Genomic DNA, 18,050 nt, shown 5'->3' on the forward strand with positions numbered 1-18,050 from the left:
TCATTTAGATAATTTGCCGATTGTTTTTACAATCGGCTTTTTTGTTTAAATCAATATTTTTTTTGAAAGATTTTTCTTCTTTTTTAAATATCTTCGCTTCTTAAAATTATTATTATGGAAGGAGGACATTTTGCTATTAAAAATTGGTCTGATGATGACAAACCTCGTGAAAAACTTATGCTCAAAGGAAAAGAGGCTTTGAGTGATGCTGAGTTACTAGCAATTTTAATAGGTTCAGGAAGCCGCAATGAATCTGCGGTTGCATTAAGCCAACGGATTTTGGCTACTACAAAAAATCTAACTGCCTTAGGAAAAATGTCTATTTCTCAATTGATAAAATTTAAAGGTATAGGTGAGGCAAAAGCTGTTTCAATTGTTTCGGCTTTAGAATTGGGTAGGAGGCAAAGAATAGAAGATGTTGAAAAAGTAAAAAAAATAACTTCAAGTAAAGCTGTTTTTGATATTATGCAACCCATTATTGGGGAACTTCCTCATGAAGAATTTTGGGTGCTTTTTCTTAATAATTCAAACAAAGTGATTTCTAAATCTCAATTAAGTAAAGGAGGTATCGCTGGAACAATTGTAGATATACGTTTAGTTTTTAAATTGGCATTAGAAAATGGAGCTACAGGCTTGATTTTGTGTCATAATCATCCTTCGGGAAGTTTAGTTCCAAGTAGTGCTGATAAACAGATTACCAAGAAAATTAAAACAGCAGGAGAAATTTTAGATGTTAAAGTTTTGGATCATGTTATTATAACTGAATCAAAATATTATAGTTTTGTAGATGAAGGAATTTTTTAATACATGAATACCAATATTACCGACATCTTTTTTGATTTAGATCATACGCTTTGGGATTTTGATAAAAACTCAGAAATGGCTTTTGATCGAATTTTCAAAACTAAGTATCAGGAAATCGTTACTCAAGATTTCATTAAAGAATATATTCCGATCAATCAAGAATGCTGGAGATTGTATCAGAATGATAAAATTACGCATCAAGAATTGCGCTATAATCGTTTGAAGTTTTCTTTCGATGCTTTGAATTATGCTATTTCAGAAGAGAATATTTTGGAAATTGCCAATGATTATATTGAGTTTTTGACTGATAATAATTATCTTTTTGATGGAGCAATTGAAGTTTTGGATTATTTAAAGCCAAAATATAAACTTCATATCATTACAAATGGATTTGCTCACGTGCAGGAAAAGAAAATTAATAATGCTTCGCTAGGAGGTTATTTCAGCACTATTACAAATTCGGAGCTAGCTGGGGTTAAAAAGCCAAATAGTATTATATTTGATTATGCATTAAATTTGGCTAATACTTCAAAAGAAAACAGCATTATGATTGGAGATGATTTTGAAGCAGATGTAAATGGTGCCTTAAATGCTGGTCTAGATGCTATTTTTTTTAATGAGAAAAAAATCGACGTTTCGAAAAACTATAAACAAATTAACCATTTATTAGAACTAAAAAAATATTTATAATGATGAGAATTAAATTTTTATTTGCTGCACTTTTATGTTCAGTTGTTGGATTTGCGCAGTCTATTAATGATTACAAAGCTGTAATTATTCCTTTGAAATATGAGTTTATGAAGACTGAAAATCAATATCGTTTGGCGACTTTAAGTAAACAAAATTTGATTAAAGCTGGTTTTGAAGCTTTTTATTCAAACGAACAGCTTCCTGATGGTTATACAGATCGTTGTCAGGTTTTGTATATTGATGTGGTAAAAGATAATGCTTTCTTAGTAACTAAACTTATTGTGAAATTAAAAGATTGCTTTGGTCAAGTTGTTTATACTTCAGAAGTAGGAAGAAGTAAAGAAAAAGATTATGAGGTAGCTTATAAAGAAGCGCTAGATAATGCTTTTAAGTCAGTCTCTGCTTTGCATTATAAATATAGCGGTAATCCGGTTGCGACTTCAAAAACACCTGCTCCTGTAAAAACTGCTGTAGCGACTACTGCTGTAGCAACAACTGCAGTTGCAACCCAAGTAGCTACTGCGTCTTCACCTGATTTAAAAGATCCAAATTTGTTATATGCTCAGCCAACAGAATCTGGTTACCAATTGATTGATAAAACACCAAAGGTAGTTATGAAGCTTTTTAAAACTTCGCAACCAAATGTTTATATTGCAAGCAAAGATAATGTTCAAGGTTCTTTAATCTTAAAAGAAGACGGACAATGGTATTTTGAATCTTATCAGAATGATAAATTAGTTTCAGAAAAAATTGTAGTTAAATTCTAAAATATAAAATGCGGTTTAATAGCCGTATTTATCTTTCCAACGGTTCTTTAAAAATTCGCGGGTACTGTTCTCTCTAGAATTGTTTCCAGGATTGTAAAGAACCGTTTTTTTTATGGCATCTGGCAAAAACTCTTGTTCTGCAAAATTATTTGCATAATCATGTGAGTACTTGTATTCATCTCCATATCCTAGTTCTTTCATTAATTTGGTCGGAGCATTTCGCAAGTGGAGAGGAACAGGCAAGTCGCCTGTTTGCTTTACTAATTGCTGTGCATTTCCAATTGCCAAATAAGAAGCATTGCTTTTTGGCGAAGTCGCTAGATAAATGGCACATTGGCTTAATATAATGCGACTTTCTGGATACCCAATAGTGGTAACGGCCTGAAAAGTATTATTGGCCATTATTAATGCAGTTGGATTGGCATTGCCAATATCTTCGCTTGCAAGAATCAGCATTCTTCTGGCAATGAATTTTACATCTTCACCGCCTTCAATCATTCTGGCTAGCCAATAAACGGCTCCGTTGGGATCGCTGCCACGAATAGATTTTATAAATGCAGATACTATATCGTAATGTTGTTCGCCAGTTTTGTCATAAAGAACAGTGTTTTGCTGTACAAGCTCTAGAACGCGATCGTTGGTAATTGTAATTTCGTCCCCTGCAGAAGCATTAATAACAAGTTCAAATACATTTAGAAGTTTTCTGCCGTCACCGCCCGAAATACGTATTAAAGCTTCTGTTTCCTTTAAATTTATCTTTTTTGTCAATAAATAGGCGTCAGTTTTTATTGCGCGCTCTAAAAGAGCTTCTAAATCGGCTTTTGTAAATGCATTTAGGATATAAACCTGGCAACGTGACAATAATGCAGGAATCACTTCAAAACTCGGGTTTTCGGTTGTGGCGCCCACCAATGTTATCCAACCTTTCTCGACAGCTGCCAAAAGTGAATCTTGCTGTGATTTACTAAATCGATGAATCTCATCAATAAATAGTATTGGATTTTTAGCAGTAAAAAGCCCGCCACTTTGTTTTGCTTTATCAATAACATCGCGAATGTCTTTTACGCCAGAGTTTATGGCGCTTAGAATGTAAAAAGGTCTTTTTGATTCCTGAGCAATGATTTGGGCCAAAGTTGTTTTTCCTGTGCCAGGAGGCCCCCAGAAAATCAACGAAGGAATTATTCCTTTTGAAATTTGCTGTGTTAAAGAACCAGTTGGTCCAACCAAATGTTGCTGGCTTATATAATCTTCTAATTTCTGCGGACGAATACGCTCTGCTAAAGGTGCTTCCATAATTACAAAATTACTATTTTAAGATTTAAATTTCATTCATTCAAAAGTTAAAACAGTTCGCAGAAAGAAGGATTGTTCTGATTTGAGACATTTTTTTTTATCTTGGTATGACAAAATATCAGTTAAATATTTTTGGATAGTTTTTTGAGTTCCGTTAATTGTTATTTTGTAAACATATGAGCAACACTAATTTTAAGTTTTCAAATTCGGTTATTGGGCTTCCGCTGTTTTTTGTCCTTTTTTTATGGGTTGTCTATTGGCTTCAGATTCGCTTCGATTTTGATTTTTATCGATTTGGAATTTATCCTCGAGATTTTGTTGGACTGCGAGGTGTTTTATTCAGCCCATTTATTCACGAAAATTTAGATCATTTATACAATAACAGTATTCCACTTTTGATACTGTTGGCAGCTATGCAATTCTTTTATCCTAAACAGACTTTGGGTGTCATAGCCTATGGGATTTTATTTTCAGGATTAATTACTTGGATTGTCGGACGAGAGAATTTTCATATAGGAGCAAGCGGGTTGATTTATGTTTTGGTAAGCTTTATTTTTTTTAAAGGGATTCAAACTAAATATTACAGATTGGTGGCTCTATCCTTGACAGTTATTTTACTTTATGGTGGAATGATCTGGTATGTTTTTCCGGATGTTGATCAATCTATTTCGTGGGAAGGGCATTTGGCAGGGCTTATTACAGGATTTGTTTTAAGTTTATTCTATAAAGCGCCCGAGTATGCAAAACCAATTGTTTACGATTGGCAACGTCCCGATTTTGATCCAGACAGCGATCCTTTTATGAAGCATTTTGACGAAAATGGAAATTTTGTTGTTTTTCCTGATGAAGAAGAGGAAGATTTAGGATATTTTTTGTCTAGTCATCCAGTAAATTATATTGTGACTAAAAAAGAAGCTACTGAAGAAGATGGTGCTCAATAATTTTCATTAAGATAAAAAGATTAAATTTGTTAGATAACAATTTAATTTTTGGGCACTATGAAGAAAATGAGCTTTTTAGTTTTGTTTTTGTGTTTTATATTTTATGCAGAAGGTTTTGCTCAGTGTGAAATAAAAAATAGGGTGCAGGCCGACGGGAGTATGATATACTATTTTGAGCCTGCCGCTTTTTATACCACAAAATCAAAATCCTTAAAAATTAATATTGTTACTGATAAGGAACATTATTTTGTTGCATTGCAGCCTACACCATTTCCCGAAAAGAAAGTTGGAAAAAAGATAAAAGAAGATTTAATAATTCATCTTGCCGATAACAAGACTTATAATTTAGCGCATTACGACACACAATATTGACACAACGATTCTATAATGCAAGTTCTTTATTTGATCAATGATAAAGATCTTGATGCATTTTCTAATTATGAAGCTGTTAGTGCAGAAATCAATATGCAGGGTACTGAATTTGTTAGAAGCTATAATTTTAAGCTTCATAAAAATGCTATTGTCGAACAGCTCAAATGTTTTTTAAAGAAAGAAGAAAATTAAGCTATTCCTCATCTTTAACTTCAGGATGTTTTTTGTTTTTTATTTTCTTTTGAAGATTTCTTAAAAGATTATTGAAAGTTATGGTGAGTGAAGCTGCATTGGTTGTCTGGTTCCCGTTACTTCGTGGGAGATATTCATTGCAATAAGTCAATTCTATCTGAAAATCATCCGAAAACAAATAGCCAGCTCCAACGTTGAATCGATTCCGGTCAAAGAAACTTTCGCCCGTAACATTTGCTCCAGATTTAAAATAAACTTCGTCTGAAGCAATTGCATATACAACACCAGCTCTTAACATCTTACTATTGATTGGTTGCATATATTTAATTTGCTGACGGTATCTAAAAACATTTTCATAATCATCATCTTTGTTTTTCATATGACGGAATTCAGTACGCATTCTTGTACTCAAAGTATATCCAGTTTTATGAAAATAGTAAATTCCTTGGAGAGCAAATCGTGTTTCGGGAGACTCGAATTGACCTATTTCAGGAACGTCTCTATTGTTGAAATAAGCTATAAAAGCGGAGAATTTCCATCTTGGAGAGAAATAGTAGTGCCCCCAACCTCGAATAGATCTCTGTATAGTATTTTCGAATAAATTTGGTGATGATTCAGTACTACTGTAAGCGGCCGCAAAATCTATTTCAGTAGCCCACTTTTTACTTAAAGTTTGGTTGAACTGAATTTCATTCCAGAACTGATTATACGTAGTACTTTGTCCGAAGCTGTTTGTGATAAATAAAATGACAAACAGGCATCGGAATATTATAAGTCTTGATTTTGAATTAGATTTTGAAAGCATTAATTAAAGGTATTTAATTATTTCATTCGCATCTTAATTTATCAATGTATTTTAGGTTCTTTGTCGAACAGCTTCATATAGGAAAGCACCGCAGGCAACAGACACGTTCAAAGATCCGATTGATCCAAACATTGGCAGTTTTGCTTTTTCATCTACTATTTTTAAAACAGAAGGATTAATTCCGCGATCTTCAGATCCCATAATAATGGCTAATGGTTCTGAAAGCGATATGTCATATATGTTTTGATCAGTTTTTTCAGTCGCAGCAACCGTTTTTATTCCAGAACCTTGCAGATAAAAGATAGCATCTTTTATGTGCTCAACTTTGCAGATAGGCACATTAAAAACAGCTCCAGCAGAAGTTTTAACTGTGTCACCATTTACTGGGGCAGATCCTGCTTTTTGTACAATGATCCCGTTAACACCTGTGCATTCTGCAGTTCTAATTATAGCTCCAAAATTTCTAGCATCTGATATTTGATCCAATATAAGAAAAAGAGGTTTTGCACCAGATTCAATTGTAGATTCAACTAAATGTTCTAAATCGATAAAGCCAATAGGAGAGATGGTAGCTACAGCACCTTGGTGATTGTTTGGAGTAAGACGGTTTAGTTTTTCTACAGGCACATAAGAGAAATTAACGTTTGCACGTTTCATTACCTTCATTAAATCTTTCATAAGCTCACTAGAAATCTCTTTCTGTATGAAAACTTTGTCTACTTCTTTTCCTGCCTGAATTGCTTCTATTATGGCTCTAATGCCAAATATTTGATGTTCTTTTTCCATGGGACAAATATAGGTAATATGTTTATATAAAAAAACCACCCCAAATTAATGGGATGGTTTAAGTAAAATGCTATATGCAATTTTTTAGTGCTCGTCTTCTTTGAAACCAGTTCTCTTATATCCTTTTATTTCATAGACAGTTCCTGCATCAGTGTCATCTGAGAATGTAGCTTTGAAAGAGATACCATCAACAATATGACCTCCAGTAGATTTAGTGTCATTCTTAGTGACTTTCCCTTCTGTGATAGTTACATTAACTTTATATCCATCGACATCACTTGCTAAATTACTTCCTGCAAATACAGATGAACCTACTGTTACTGGTGACTTAACTTTAAAATTCCAAATTTTGCCATGGTCATCAATCCACATTTCTTTTCCGTCATTTGCGGATGTGTTATAAGTAGAAAGAAGAGTATAATTAACTACTACTTTTCCATTAACTAATGTTTGAACATACCAGTCTCCTGACATTGATTCAGTTGATGTTCCTCCTGGGTCAGTGTCTCCAACTTCATCGCAAGATGCAAATGAAGCAAGTACAAATATAGCTGCAATTATACGTGTTATATTTTGTTTCAATTTTTTCATTTTAATAATTTTAAGGTTGTACTTGAGTTAATGTTGATACAAAAGTATAAGTAGTTTCAGCATCAGCTTCCCAAACCGTTGTAAGTACAAGTGTTTTAGTGGCAGGATCAACAGTTAAACCTGTAATGTTAGCAGATCCTCCGAATTGCTTGTTTGTCAAAGGGTTGCCTGGAAAAGTGAAAGTATTTGTTGGAATATCACCAGCAATTTTTCCTCCTAAAGTAGCAGAGTTAATTCCTATACTTCTACCAAGATCATACCAACCTCCAAAAGCATCAGAAACACCGAAAGTACCATCAGTATTTTTCCAAATATAAACATATTTCATATTTACTGAGCTTCCTTGAGAAGCACTCATCAATACTCCATTTCTTTTTACTGTAGAGGTGTATACTCCTTCTATACTGTTAACTAAATCTCCAGTTTTATAAACAATAATTTTTCGGGCTTTAGTTGCCTTGTATCCATCTTTGTTTACTGCACTATAATTTTCTGTATACTCGTCAATTTTGTTAACATCTAGAGTAGTGCCTCCTCTGTATTTTCCACCTGTCAAAGCTGTTGCAGTTGGTATTACAGCTCCGCCTTCTGTAGATACAGCACCTGGATCTGTATAAGTTTGACCAAGTGGTAAGAAGAATGGATTGTCACCTTTGATAGTAATAACAGCATAGTTTGTTACTTTAGAGACATTGTCAGAATCTGCTGAGCATGATGTTAGTAGCAAACTGCTAAACACCATTAATTGTATAAATATTTTTTTCATCAGTTAATTTTTTAGTTAACATCCCACCATACTGGAAGAGTTATTGCTTTTAATGCTGGAGCATTTGGATTTCTAGATTTTACTATGTTTGGTAAAACAATTCTCTTAGGGAAATTTTTACCAATTACACTTCTCACAGATACAGCAAAGTGTCCAGGCACATAATCTTCACTTGATTGAGGAATAGTAGTAGATGCTATTGGATAACCAGTTCTGTTTTGCTCAATGAATGATTCATAACCATTCCCAGGGAAACTTGCAATCCATTTTTGAGTGATAATTGCCTCAATTTTTTCAGCATTAGTTCCAGTTGAAGGAAATTCATAGCTTCCTCCAGCGTTTAATAAAGTACCAGGAGTTAATGAGTATTTTTTTAAATTCGCTGTAACACCTAAATCATATGCTGCTTTAGCTCCAGCTCCGCCATAATATCTTGTAAGAGCTTCTGCTTGTAAGAAGTAGCTCTCTTCAGCACTTATTAAGTATGCAGGAGTAGTTGGTGCTAATATTACTGTTGAAAGACCAGTTGCATTATTTAAGAAGTCTCCTTGGTTATTTGCTTTTCCAGCAGGAGTCCCTCCATCTTCGTAGTATTTAGCGATACGTGGATCATCATTTAAATCTAGGTAAGAATACATTGTTGTACTAGCTTTAAGGTTTAAAGTAGTATTTAATTGTCTTCTGTCTGATTCGAATAAAGGATTACTTTTACTATCTGCATCTTCAAAATTGTGCATTGAAGCGTCTACATCTAAAAATTGAGCACCAGAGTTAATTAAAGCTTTGATTCCTGATTCAGCTAATGCTGGGTTTACTTCTGTCAATCTTAAGTGAAGTTTCAATAGTAATGTGTTACCATATTTAGTCCACTTTTTCATGTCTCCATTGAAAATGAAATCATCTTTAGCAGGAGTATCTCCTACTGATGCACTTAAATTTTTTGATAAAGCTAATTTTAAATCAGCAATCATTAGATCATAAGCTTCTTTTCCTGTGTTGAATTTTGGCTGTAATATTGCTGGATTGTTAGATTCAGCATAAGGGATATCGTCATATAAATCTGCTAATACTTGTGAAGCTTGTACTTCAAGTACAGTAGCAATTAAAAAGTAATTCCAATTACCTTCTGCTAATGCTTTTGCTTTTACTACTTTAATGTCGTTTAAAGCGTCATACGTTGCTCGCCAACCTTCTTGGTAATCATTTGTACCAATGCTGTACTGATCTACATCTTTATATTGGTTTGAAGTAGTATTTTGTGTCCAAAATTGTGACCAGAATCCTCCTACGATTGCATAGTAAGATCCTTGAGCTCCCACAACTCCTGCAATACCAGCAGGTAGAATAGTAGCGTACGCTTGTCCTGCAGGTAATAAGTCTGGATCTCTATTAATGTCAAATGTTTCGTCACATGACACTAATAAAAAAAGCGCTGTTATTAATGTTGCTATTTTTTTCATTTTTCTATATTTTATTTTAGAATGATAATTTTAAAACTCCACCAATAGATCTTTGTGATGGGTTAGATCCAAACTCTCCAAAATCTGAGATTGCACGTGATGCTCCGTAAGTAGATACCTCTGGGTCAACATAAGGGTTTGCTCCAGGTGTCCACATGAAAAGGTTTCTTGCATAAACTCCAAGTGTGATTTTATTTAATCCCATGTTTTTAGTTAATGCAGAAGGGAAATCATAGTTGAAGTTAACCTCTCTCAATCTAACAAAAGTTTTGTCAATTACGTGATTGTTTTCGTAAGCAGGATTATCTTGAGTATTATAGAATGATGAAACGTTTTCAAAAGAAACTGGAGTTTTGTTTTCTACATAAGTTGTTACGCCATTTACTACAACTGCATTTACTGAGTTTGGAACGATGAATGTGTTTCTGTCGTTGTATGTAGTTTCAATACCATTTCCTACGAAGTGAGAAAGTCTTTTTGTGTAAGAATACATTTCTCCACCTTCTTTCCAATCCAATGAAAATCCTAAGTTGAAGTTTTTGTATTTGAACGTGTTTTGTAATCCCATTACGAAATCTCTTTGCGAATCTCCAACGCGTTGGATATTGTCGCTAAGTTCATACATTCCTGAATTAGCGTTTACGATAATTTGTCCAGCATCATTTGTTTTTGGAACATAAGCAAAGTATGTACCAATTGGCTGTCCTTTTGTAGCTCTATATGTAACTGCATATCCACTTGTTAAATCAATGTTCGCAAAACCATCAGCAGTTTCTGTAACTTCGTTTAAGTTTTTAGTGAAAGTATAGGTAATATTCCAAGAAAAATCTTTGTTTTTGATTGGGCTTCCAGTAAGAGATAGCTCTATACCTTTGTTTACAATTTCTGCAGCATTAATATATTTACTTACGAAACCTGTTGAAGGATCTAAAGGTAAGTTTACGATTAGGTCAGAAGTTGTTTTATGGTATAATGCGATATCATAGCTAATTCTGTTTTTTAAGAAAGAACCTTCAGCTCCAACTTCGTATTCAACCGTAGTTTCTGGTTTTAATTGTGGGTTACCAAGTCTAGCAGATGCTTCATAAAAACTAACGCCTCCAATAGGAGATGTTATAACACCAAAGTTTGATGCAGCAGATCCAGGAACATATGCGTTTTCTGTAGCGTATGGCTCAGTGTCATTTGCAATTTTTGAAGCGGCAGCTCTTAATTTTAAGAAAGTGTTTCCGTTGTCAATAGCAATTGCGCCAAGAGATAATGCAGGGTAGAAATATGAGTTATTGCCAACTGGAAGTGTAGATGTTATGTCTTGTCTTCCTGTAAGAGTAGCAAAGTATCTGTTTTTGAAAGCAAATTCAGCAGATGCATAAACAGCACCAGTTTTTCTCATTGAATTATTTTGAGTAATTACAGGTCTAGAAGCTGAGTTAGAAAGTTCGTAGTAGTTTTTGATACCTAAACCAGTTACTGTATTGAAAAGTTCGTCAGTTTCTCTTCTGTTATAGTTTAAACCTCCTAATAAATTAAGAGTCCAATCTTCGCTTAAGTTTGTGTTATAGTTAAGGTTAAAGAAAGTATCAAATTCACTATATTCTGATCTTCCTTCTGTAACTCCACCAACGATTTTGTTCTTTTTACCATCTTGAGGGCTTCCTGGCTCATAATCAACAATAGCTCCGTAGCTTTTGTATCTTTCAGATCTTACGTTACCTCCAATTTGCCATGAAGCAGTAAGTTTGTCAGTAATTTTATAGCTTAAGTTTACGTTTCCAAAAAGGTTGTTTCCGTAAATTTTTGTGCTATTTTCGTTTACTGCAAAGTATGGGTTTCCAGCGTAAGGAGTAAAGTAGTAGCTGTTTGTGTTAAAAGGATTGTTTTTGTAATCTGCTAAATCAACAATACTAATGTCTGTAGGAATTTGTAATAATTCTTGTTGTAAAGTAGAACCTTGACCTGCGTCATCACCTTGTCCTGTATTAACAACACCTTGATCTTTGTAAACGTAGTTTAAAGATGTTCTTAAAGTAAATCTTTTACCTTTTAGTCCTCCATTGAAACCTAAAGATTGTTTTTTGTATAAATCAGCATCTGTAGGTACAACTCCATCACTATTTACATTAGAGAATACTAATGAGAAATCAGAAGTGTCTCCTCCACCGCTTAAAGTTACAGATTGTGTAGCTAATGTTCCAGTGTTATAGAAATCTCTTACGTTGTTTTTTAATCCTACGTATGGCTTAACCTGTTGGCTATTGTTGTAGATTGTTCCCCATGGTCTAATCTCACCATTGAAAGCAGGTCCCCAAGAACCATTTTCATTACTGTAAGAATTAGCTCCTGAGAATCCAAGTCCGTTCCATCCTTGTCCAAATTGAGTTTGTAAGTGAGGGACTCTTGCAACTTCACTAAATTCAGTTGATGCTAACATATCAACTTTAATTCCTGAGTTCGCTTTTCCTTTTTTAGTTGTGATGATAATAACACCCCCTCCAGCTCTTGATCCGTATAATGCAGATGCAGCAGCACCTTTAAGAACAGTCATGCTTTCAATGTTGTTTGGGTCAAGATCACTGATACCGTTACCTGCGTCATATGATCTTGTAGAAGTACCAACACCGTCGTTACCAGTTCCAGATGCAGTATTGTTGATTGGAGAACCATCAACAACATAAAGAGGTCCTGTGTTTCCTGTAATAGTGTTTAAACCACGAATAATCACTTTAGTTGATGCTCCTGGTTGAGATGGAGCAGAGATGTCAACTCCGGCAATTTTACCAGATAGAGTTTCAAATGGGTTGGTGTTTACTACTGCTGTAATCGCTTCTGATTTTAAAGTTGTTGTTGCATAACCAAGAGATTTTTTCTCTCTTTTAATACCAAAAGCAGTAACAACTACACCTTCAAGTTCTTGTGCTCCTGCATCCGCCATTTTAACGTTTACAGTTGAAGAACTTGCAGCTACTTCTTGAGTTTTCATCCCGATGTAGCTAAATACCAAAACTTGGCTTGAAGAAGCTTTGATAGAGAATTTACCATCAAAGTCTGTTTGCGTTCCCGTTTTAGTTCCTTTAACTAATACACTAACACCTGGTAAAGGCATTCCTGCATTGTCAGAAACTGTTCCCGAAACAGCTCTTTCTTGCGCAAAAGAAAGTTGCGCAACTAGTACTAATAAAAGCACTAAGAATCCATTGAACTTTAGTTTCATTTTTAAATATTTTGAATTAGTCCGACAAAAATCTTAATAATTTGTTAATCTACCTAATTTAAAAAGCTTTTTTTTTAGTTAAATAATGATTTTAGGATGAGATTTTGCTGTTTTATAGATTAAAAACCGCTTAAAATTATAAATCCGTAATTTTTAGTGTTAAATTTGATAATAATTAAAAATTTTGTCAAACCCTTAAATGTTAAATTTATAGATGAAGGCTGTTTAAATGTTTTTTTTATAACTTTTGTCTTAAAAAAACTGTCTTGTTTACTGCTAAATTTTGTTAAAAAAAATCATGAATCTTTAATAGTCAGTATTGAGAGATGTGGAAAGTGTTTTATGTTGTGGTATTGTTTTGAAAATTTGGCAAAGTTTTTAGCAACTAAATAATAATGAAAATGCAGTTTTCTTTTTGATGTTTTTAATATTTTTTTGCTTTAATATTCTGATTGAAGTAAGTTAAATGTAAAATTTAAGTTAATAGTTTTTTTAAACAAAAAGCGATTGCATTATCTGCAACCGCTTTTGTTTACATTGTAATTTTATAATTTAGAATTTATCCCAAAACAATTTAGTTTCGACAGCGTCACCACCAATCGCGGCACTTGCTTCCGTATAGCTTGCTTTGTTTAATGACTGCTCGATAATTGGGTAGGTATAACGCACTGGGAAACCTGATACAGCATCTGGCGGTGCAACTAATATAGGGAAATCTAACCTTCTGTAGGATGACCATCCTTCAAATGAGTTGTTATAGAAGGCGATCCAGCTTTGAGTTCCTATTTTCTGTTTCCAAGTTCCTGAGGCGGTTGTATAAGCAACATCAGGATTCGCTAAGTAAGTTGTAGCATCAGCTTCAGTTCCTCCCCAATCCAAAATAGAAGCGGTTATTGCTGCATTGTAGTGTGCTTCTGCATCACTAGGAGCTCCGTATAAAGATCTCTCTGCGGCTTCAGCTAAAAGAAATTCAGCTTCCGCATAATCTAAAATTGTTCCTGGAAAGTCCGGAGCCTGAATAGTTGGTGTAATATGTGTTTTTTGTGAAAATGAATTTGCAGATCCATTCTCTCCACCTATATATTCTATTTCTGGAGTAGATGGGTCATCCATATTATTGTCAAAGTATTTTGCACGTCTTGGGTCGCTCAAATTGTTCATCATATCTACTAGGGTGCTAGTTGGAACAAAATCGTCACGACCACTTGCAACAAGATCTACATATAATGGATTGGTGTTTGGTGTAGCTGTAAGGTATTTTAGGTCCGCATTGTCAAGATTTGACGTGAATACATGTGGAGCGGCACTTGATACGGTAGCTTGAGCCAATGCGCTTTCAGAAGGAATGTCGGAAATGGTTATACCCATTCGTAATTTTAGAGTATTTGCAAACTTAATCCATTTTGTGACATCACCACCATATATTCTATCATTGTCTCCGAAACTTTTGCCACCAGTGTTTAGTTTTCCAATTGCATTGTTTAATCTACTGATTAAATCTTTATAAATTGTCAAGCCATCATCATATTTTGGTGTTTTGTAGTTAAGGTTTATAGCTTGAGAATATGGGATGTTGCCGAATGTCTCAACCAATACAGCATAAGTATAAACATTTAAAACTTCTATGATTGCAAGTTTGTTTTGTTTGTCTAAAGGGTTTTCTGTTAAGCCAAGTGGAGTATTGGTAATATTGATAGCACTTTGATCTAAATCTTTTAATACATCTTTGTACAAGAATTGCCAGTGTTGTTCTGGGATTGTTCTTGTAACTAAGTCGTAATTACTTTCGTCAGTGTAAACTGTTTCTGTAAAGTATTGATTAATTAGTCTGAATATATTATTGTTGACATTTGTGTTGGTCATTTGGTCAACCAAACTTTTTTGCGCACTTGTAAACAAAGCTTCTCCTGGTACATTTGACGGATCTTTTACGTTCACGTTTAATTTTTCTATATCATCAGAGCAGGACGAGAATGTTACCGCGGTTAGTATGATTATGAATATCTTTTTCATGATTTCTAGGTTTAAAATTGAATTTTAATGTTGAAGCTAACATCTCTTGTTGACGGTAAGGATCCTGTTGAGTAGCCTTGTAAGTTACCAGCTCCTAATCCTGATTCAGGATCTGCATCTGGTAAGTTTTTATGTATAATCCAAAGATTTGTTCCAACAACACTGAAAGTCATTCCATTTATGAAAGTGTTTTTTAGCATCCTTTCAGGTAAAGAATATGTAATTGATGTTTGTCTCAGTTTGATATAGCTTGCGTCATATACAAAGGCTTCGTCTGGCAAGCCTCTTCTGTAACCTTGAGCGCCAAATCGGCTTGCCTCAATTCTGGTAGTGTTTACTTTGCCATCTGGATTTACTCCTGGATTTATAAATCCTCCACTATCAGATCCAGAAGTCAATGGGTTTCTGATAGGGTTTCCAAGTTCATTTAAATATGCAGTGTCGTCTGGCAGACCTGTTGCTAAACCATAATAACGGTCTAGTGAGAATATCTGCCCTCCTTTTTGCATGTCGATTAAGAATTCAACTGAAAAGTTTTTGTAAGTGAATTTGTTGTTTAAACCTGCTGTGTAATCTGGATTTGCATTTCCAATCGCATTATCAGATGTTGAAGTTTTTATATATTGGCCATTACTTGGGTCAACAACTCGTTGTCCGTTTAAGTAAGTATATTTTGTGCCGTATATTACACCGTATGGTTGCCCAATAGCGGCATTTATTGTTACACCTCCTTGAAAAGATCCTAGTTGCAGATTGTCAATTCCGTCTAATAAGTCTAATACTTTGTTTCTGTTTCTGGCAAAGTTTAAGTTGATATCCCATGAAAAAGTGTCTGTTTTTATCGGTGTGCCACTTAATGTTATTTCAATCCCTTTGTTTTCAATTTCCCCTGCGTTAATCAATTCGTATAAGTACCCTGTAGAGGCAGTAAGTCTTAATGGAATTATTTGATCAATTGAATTTGATTTGTAGTAAGAGAAATCAAATCCTAATCTCTTTTTAAAGAAAGAAAGTTCTAGACCTGCTTCGTAACTTTTTGTACGCTCTGGTTTTAGGTTCGGATTATTTTTGGTGTCTTTTACTGATGCTGACGCTGCTCCAAATGCTGTGTTAACTGCATAAGTGTCTAGGACTCTATCAAAACCAGGGCTGTTCCCAACTTCTGCATAATTAAGTCTTACTTTTCCAAAGGATAGCCAATCTGCTTTTACAAATTTAGAGAATACAAAACTAGTTGAAACGGAAGGATAGTAGTAAGTGCTATTTGCTTCTGGAAGAGTTGAAGAGTGATCCCTTCTGATTGTTCCTTCAAGAAATAAGTAATCTTCATAACCAAAAGATGCGCTACCGTAAAGACCGTCTACGCCTATTGCTTCATCTCTTTCAACAGGTGCTAATAGTGGGCTTACTGTGTTTTGTAAAGAATATAATTTTGGTATAGCAAGTCCGCCGTTTGTTGCTGCAAATATCGAATTGTAGTAGCTTCTTCTAATGTTTACTCCGACAACACCTTTTAGGTTTAATTTTTCTGTGATGTCTGTGTTGTAATTTAGCATGAAGTCGTAGTTATATTCGCTGAATCCAATGTTTTTACGTGAGTAACCCGATGATGCTGGATTTCTATTAAGGGAGCCATCGCCACCTCCAGTTCCAATACCAAAATCAACAGGTACGCTTCCAATGGCTCTTCTTTCTTCTTGTAGTTCGTCGTATGTGTCAACAGCAATTCGGCCAAAAGCATCTAGCCAACTTGTAATTTTATAGTTTAAAGAAACGTTTCCAATGAATCTGCTTCTGCTGTCTGATTCGTAATTTTCATAACGTTGAAAGTATGGGTTGTCCCAAAATGCTGGAGTAGGATCTTGATAAGACTTTGGATTCCATGTTACATTACGTCCTGTAAGGTCATAAGCTTGCTTTAGGCTTTTTATGTCAACATTGGTTTGCCACCATTGTCTAAAATTACCAGCAATATTGTCGTTGTATCCTGTGCTGTTTCTACCAATTGTACTTGTTTTAGTAAAGTTTCCATATCCAGCTACAGTTAATCTGTCGTTGATAAGAGTAGATGCGTTCAACGTGAAAGTGTTTCTCTTTAAGCTACTGTTTGGCAATAAGCCAGTTTGGTCAAGGTTGTTGGCGCCTATTCTTAAATAGCCATTTTCTAAACCTTTATCGATTGAAATAGAATTGGTAAGTGCTACTGGCTTTTGGAAAAAAGTAATTGGGCCATTTTTTGCTGCCGTCCAAGGTGTGGCTTTCATGTAATTTGGAGATTCAGGATAAAATGCGTCCCATTGGTAGACCATTAAATTTGGATCAAAAGCTTGTCCATAAGAAGCGTCTTCGGTCAATGGCGTTACATTGTCTAATACTCCGTCTCCATTTATATCGATATGATCTAAATATGAATCTTCGTCAGGGCCGTAATATGGGCCATATCCGGCACCATATTGTTTTTGGTATTTTATGAAAGTGCTTTTGTCAATAGAGCCAATTGTTACACCTGAATTAACGGTGATGGAATATCCTTTAGCTTTTTTGTTTCCTTTTTTTGTTGTTATAACAACGACACCATTGGCTGCTCTTGATCCATAAAGTGCGCTGGCTGCAGAGCCTTTAAGCACGTTGATAGATTCGATGTCTTCTGGGTTGATGTCTGATGCTGCGCTTCCGTAGTCATAACCTGCTCCAGATTGTTCCTGGTCTCTTGTGTTTGAATTGTTATTGCTTACAGGGACTCCATCAATAACAAATAAAGCTTGATTGTTTCCTGTTAGAGAAGAATTTCCTCTAATTACAATGTTAGTGGAACCCCCAAAGTTTGTGGTTCTTTTTACTTGTACTCCAGATACTTTTCCTGATATTGCATTTACGAAGTTGTCGCTTTTAACTGCTGCTAGATTTTCTCCTTTAACTTCTTGAGTTGCATAACCTAGAGATTTTTTCTCTCTCGATAATCCTAAAGCTGTAACAACAACTCCTTCTAGTTGTTGTGCGTCGCTTGATAGTTTAGCGTTAATTTTTGTTGAGCTAGCTGGAAATTCTTGCGATTTCATTCCTATGTAGCTAAAAACTAAAACTTGATTTGGTGATACTTTGATGGAATATTTTCCGTCAAAATCAGTTTGTGTTCCAGTTTTTGCTCCTTTTATTAATACACTTACGCCTGGTAGAGGCATATTTGCATCATCGGTAACAATACCTGAAACAGTTCTTTCTTGCGCAAAGGTTAGTTGCGCCATTAGTGCTAGTATAAACACTAAGAATCTGTTTGGTTTTGGTTTCATATTGTCAAATATTTTGGATTAGTCATGTAATATTCGTAAATACTTGTTAAAAATCCTAATATTTTGTTA

15 protein-coding genes are annotated in these 18,050 nt (G+C 34.6%); 6 read left to right on the forward strand and 9 right to left on the reverse strand.

Annotation, left to right across the window (positions count from 1 at the left end; genetic code table 11):
• The first annotated feature begins 114 nt into the window (after window positions 1-114).
• Genes radC through DM397_RS21830 form a run of 3 tightly spaced genes read left to right on the forward strand, consistent with a single transcriptional unit; the run spans window position 115 to window position 2,261 of the window.
• Window positions 115-804 (forward strand): RadC family protein, encoded by a 690-nt coding sequence (gene radC / locus DM397_RS21820; protein WP_111379717.1) that lies wholly within the window; start codon window positions 115-117, stop codon window positions 802-804.
• A gap of 3 nt (window positions 805-807) precedes the next feature.
• Complete coding sequence (locus DM397_RS21825; RefSeq protein ID WP_111379719.1) at window positions 808-1,494, forward strand: YjjG family noncanonical pyrimidine nucleotidase; 687 nt, start codon at window positions 808-810, stop codon at window positions 1,492-1,494.
• A complete protein-coding gene (locus DM397_RS21830) occupies window positions 1,494-2,261 on the forward strand; it encodes a hypothetical protein (protein ID WP_111379721.1) in 768 nt (255 codons plus the stop codon). Before DM397_RS21825 ends, DM397_RS21830 begins: the two co-directional genes overlap by 1 nt.
• 15 nt (window positions 2,262-2,276) lie before the next feature.
• On the opposite strand, the gene DM397_RS21835 is transcribed toward DM397_RS21830, so the two are convergent.
• Entirely contained in the window at window positions 2,277-3,554 is a 1,278-nt protein-coding gene (locus DM397_RS21835) for a replication-associated recombination protein A (protein WP_111379723.1), read from the reverse strand.
• 176 nt (window positions 3,555-3,730) lie between these two features.
• On the opposite strand from DM397_RS21835, the gene DM397_RS21840 reads away from it, so the two are divergent.
• Genes DM397_RS21840 through DM397_RS24060 form a run of 3 tightly spaced genes read left to right on the forward strand, consistent with a single transcriptional unit; the run spans window position 3,731 to window position 5,059 of the window.
• Window positions 3,731-4,495, forward strand: coding sequence for a rhomboid family intramembrane serine protease (locus DM397_RS21840; protein ID WP_111379726.1), 765 nt, complete (start codon window positions 3,731-3,733; stop codon window positions 4,493-4,495).
• A 57-nt stretch (window positions 4,496-4,552) separates the two neighbouring features.
• On the forward strand, window positions 4,553-4,867 hold the full coding sequence (locus DM397_RS24055) for a hypothetical protein (protein WP_239457895.1): 315 nt from the start codon (window positions 4,553-4,555) through the stop codon (window positions 4,865-4,867).
• Between the two features lie 15 nt (window positions 4,868-4,882).
• Entirely contained in the window at window positions 4,883-5,059 is a 177-nt protein-coding gene (locus tag DM397_RS24060) for a hypothetical protein (RefSeq protein WP_239457896.1), read from the forward strand.
• A 1-nt stretch (window position 5,060) separates the two neighbouring features.
• Here the strand turns inward: DM397_RS24060 and DM397_RS21850 are convergent, their stop codons facing one another.
• From DM397_RS21850 to DM397_RS21885, 8 genes are all read right to left on the reverse strand, one after another.
• Window positions 5,061-5,864, reverse strand: coding sequence for a DUF2490 domain-containing protein (locus tag DM397_RS21850; protein ID WP_111379728.1), 804 nt, complete (start codon window positions 5,862-5,864; stop codon window positions 5,061-5,063).
• A gap of 51 nt (window positions 5,865-5,915) precedes the next feature.
• Window positions 5,916-6,650 carry a 23S rRNA (guanosine(2251)-2'-O)-methyltransferase RlmB gene (rlmB, locus tag DM397_RS21855; protein ID WP_111379730.1) on the reverse strand — a complete coding sequence of 245 codons (735 nt, stop codon included), beginning with the start codon at window positions 6,648-6,650 and terminating at the stop codon, window positions 5,916-5,918.
• An 84-nt stretch (window positions 6,651-6,734) separates the two neighbouring features.
• Complete coding sequence (locus DM397_RS21860) at window positions 6,735-7,241, reverse strand: lipid-binding protein (protein ID WP_111379731.1); 507 nt, start codon at window positions 7,239-7,241, stop codon at window positions 6,735-6,737.
• 10 nt (window positions 7,242-7,251) lie between these two features.
• Entirely contained in the window at window positions 7,252-8,007 is a 756-nt protein-coding gene (locus DM397_RS21865) for an immunoglobulin-like domain-containing protein (RefSeq protein WP_111379733.1), read from the reverse strand.
• 11 nt (window positions 8,008-8,018) lie between these two features.
• Window positions 8,019-9,467, reverse strand: coding sequence for a SusD/RagB family nutrient-binding outer membrane lipoprotein (locus tag DM397_RS21870; RefSeq protein ID WP_111379735.1), 1,449 nt, complete (start codon window positions 9,465-9,467; stop codon window positions 8,019-8,021).
• Between the two features lie 16 nt (window positions 9,468-9,483).
• Entirely contained in the window at window positions 9,484-12,678 is a 3,195-nt protein-coding gene (locus DM397_RS21875) for a SusC/RagA family TonB-linked outer membrane protein (protein WP_111379737.1), read from the reverse strand.
• Window positions 12,679-13,230: 552 nt separating this feature from the next.
• Complete coding sequence (locus DM397_RS21880; protein ID WP_111379739.1) at window positions 13,231-14,691, reverse strand: SusD/RagB family nutrient-binding outer membrane lipoprotein; 1,461 nt, start codon at window positions 14,689-14,691, stop codon at window positions 13,231-13,233.
• 11 nt (window positions 14,692-14,702) lie between these two features.
• Complete coding sequence (locus tag DM397_RS21885; protein WP_111379741.1) at window positions 14,703-17,981, reverse strand: SusC/RagA family TonB-linked outer membrane protein; 3,279 nt, start codon at window positions 17,979-17,981, stop codon at window positions 14,703-14,705.
• Window positions 17,982-18,050: the final 69 nt, after the last annotated feature.

It is taken from the genome of Flavobacterium nitrogenifigens (assembly GCF_003254565.1).
Lineage (GTDB): Bacteria > Bacteroidota > Bacteroidia > Flavobacteriales > Flavobacteriaceae > Flavobacterium > Flavobacterium nitrogenifigens.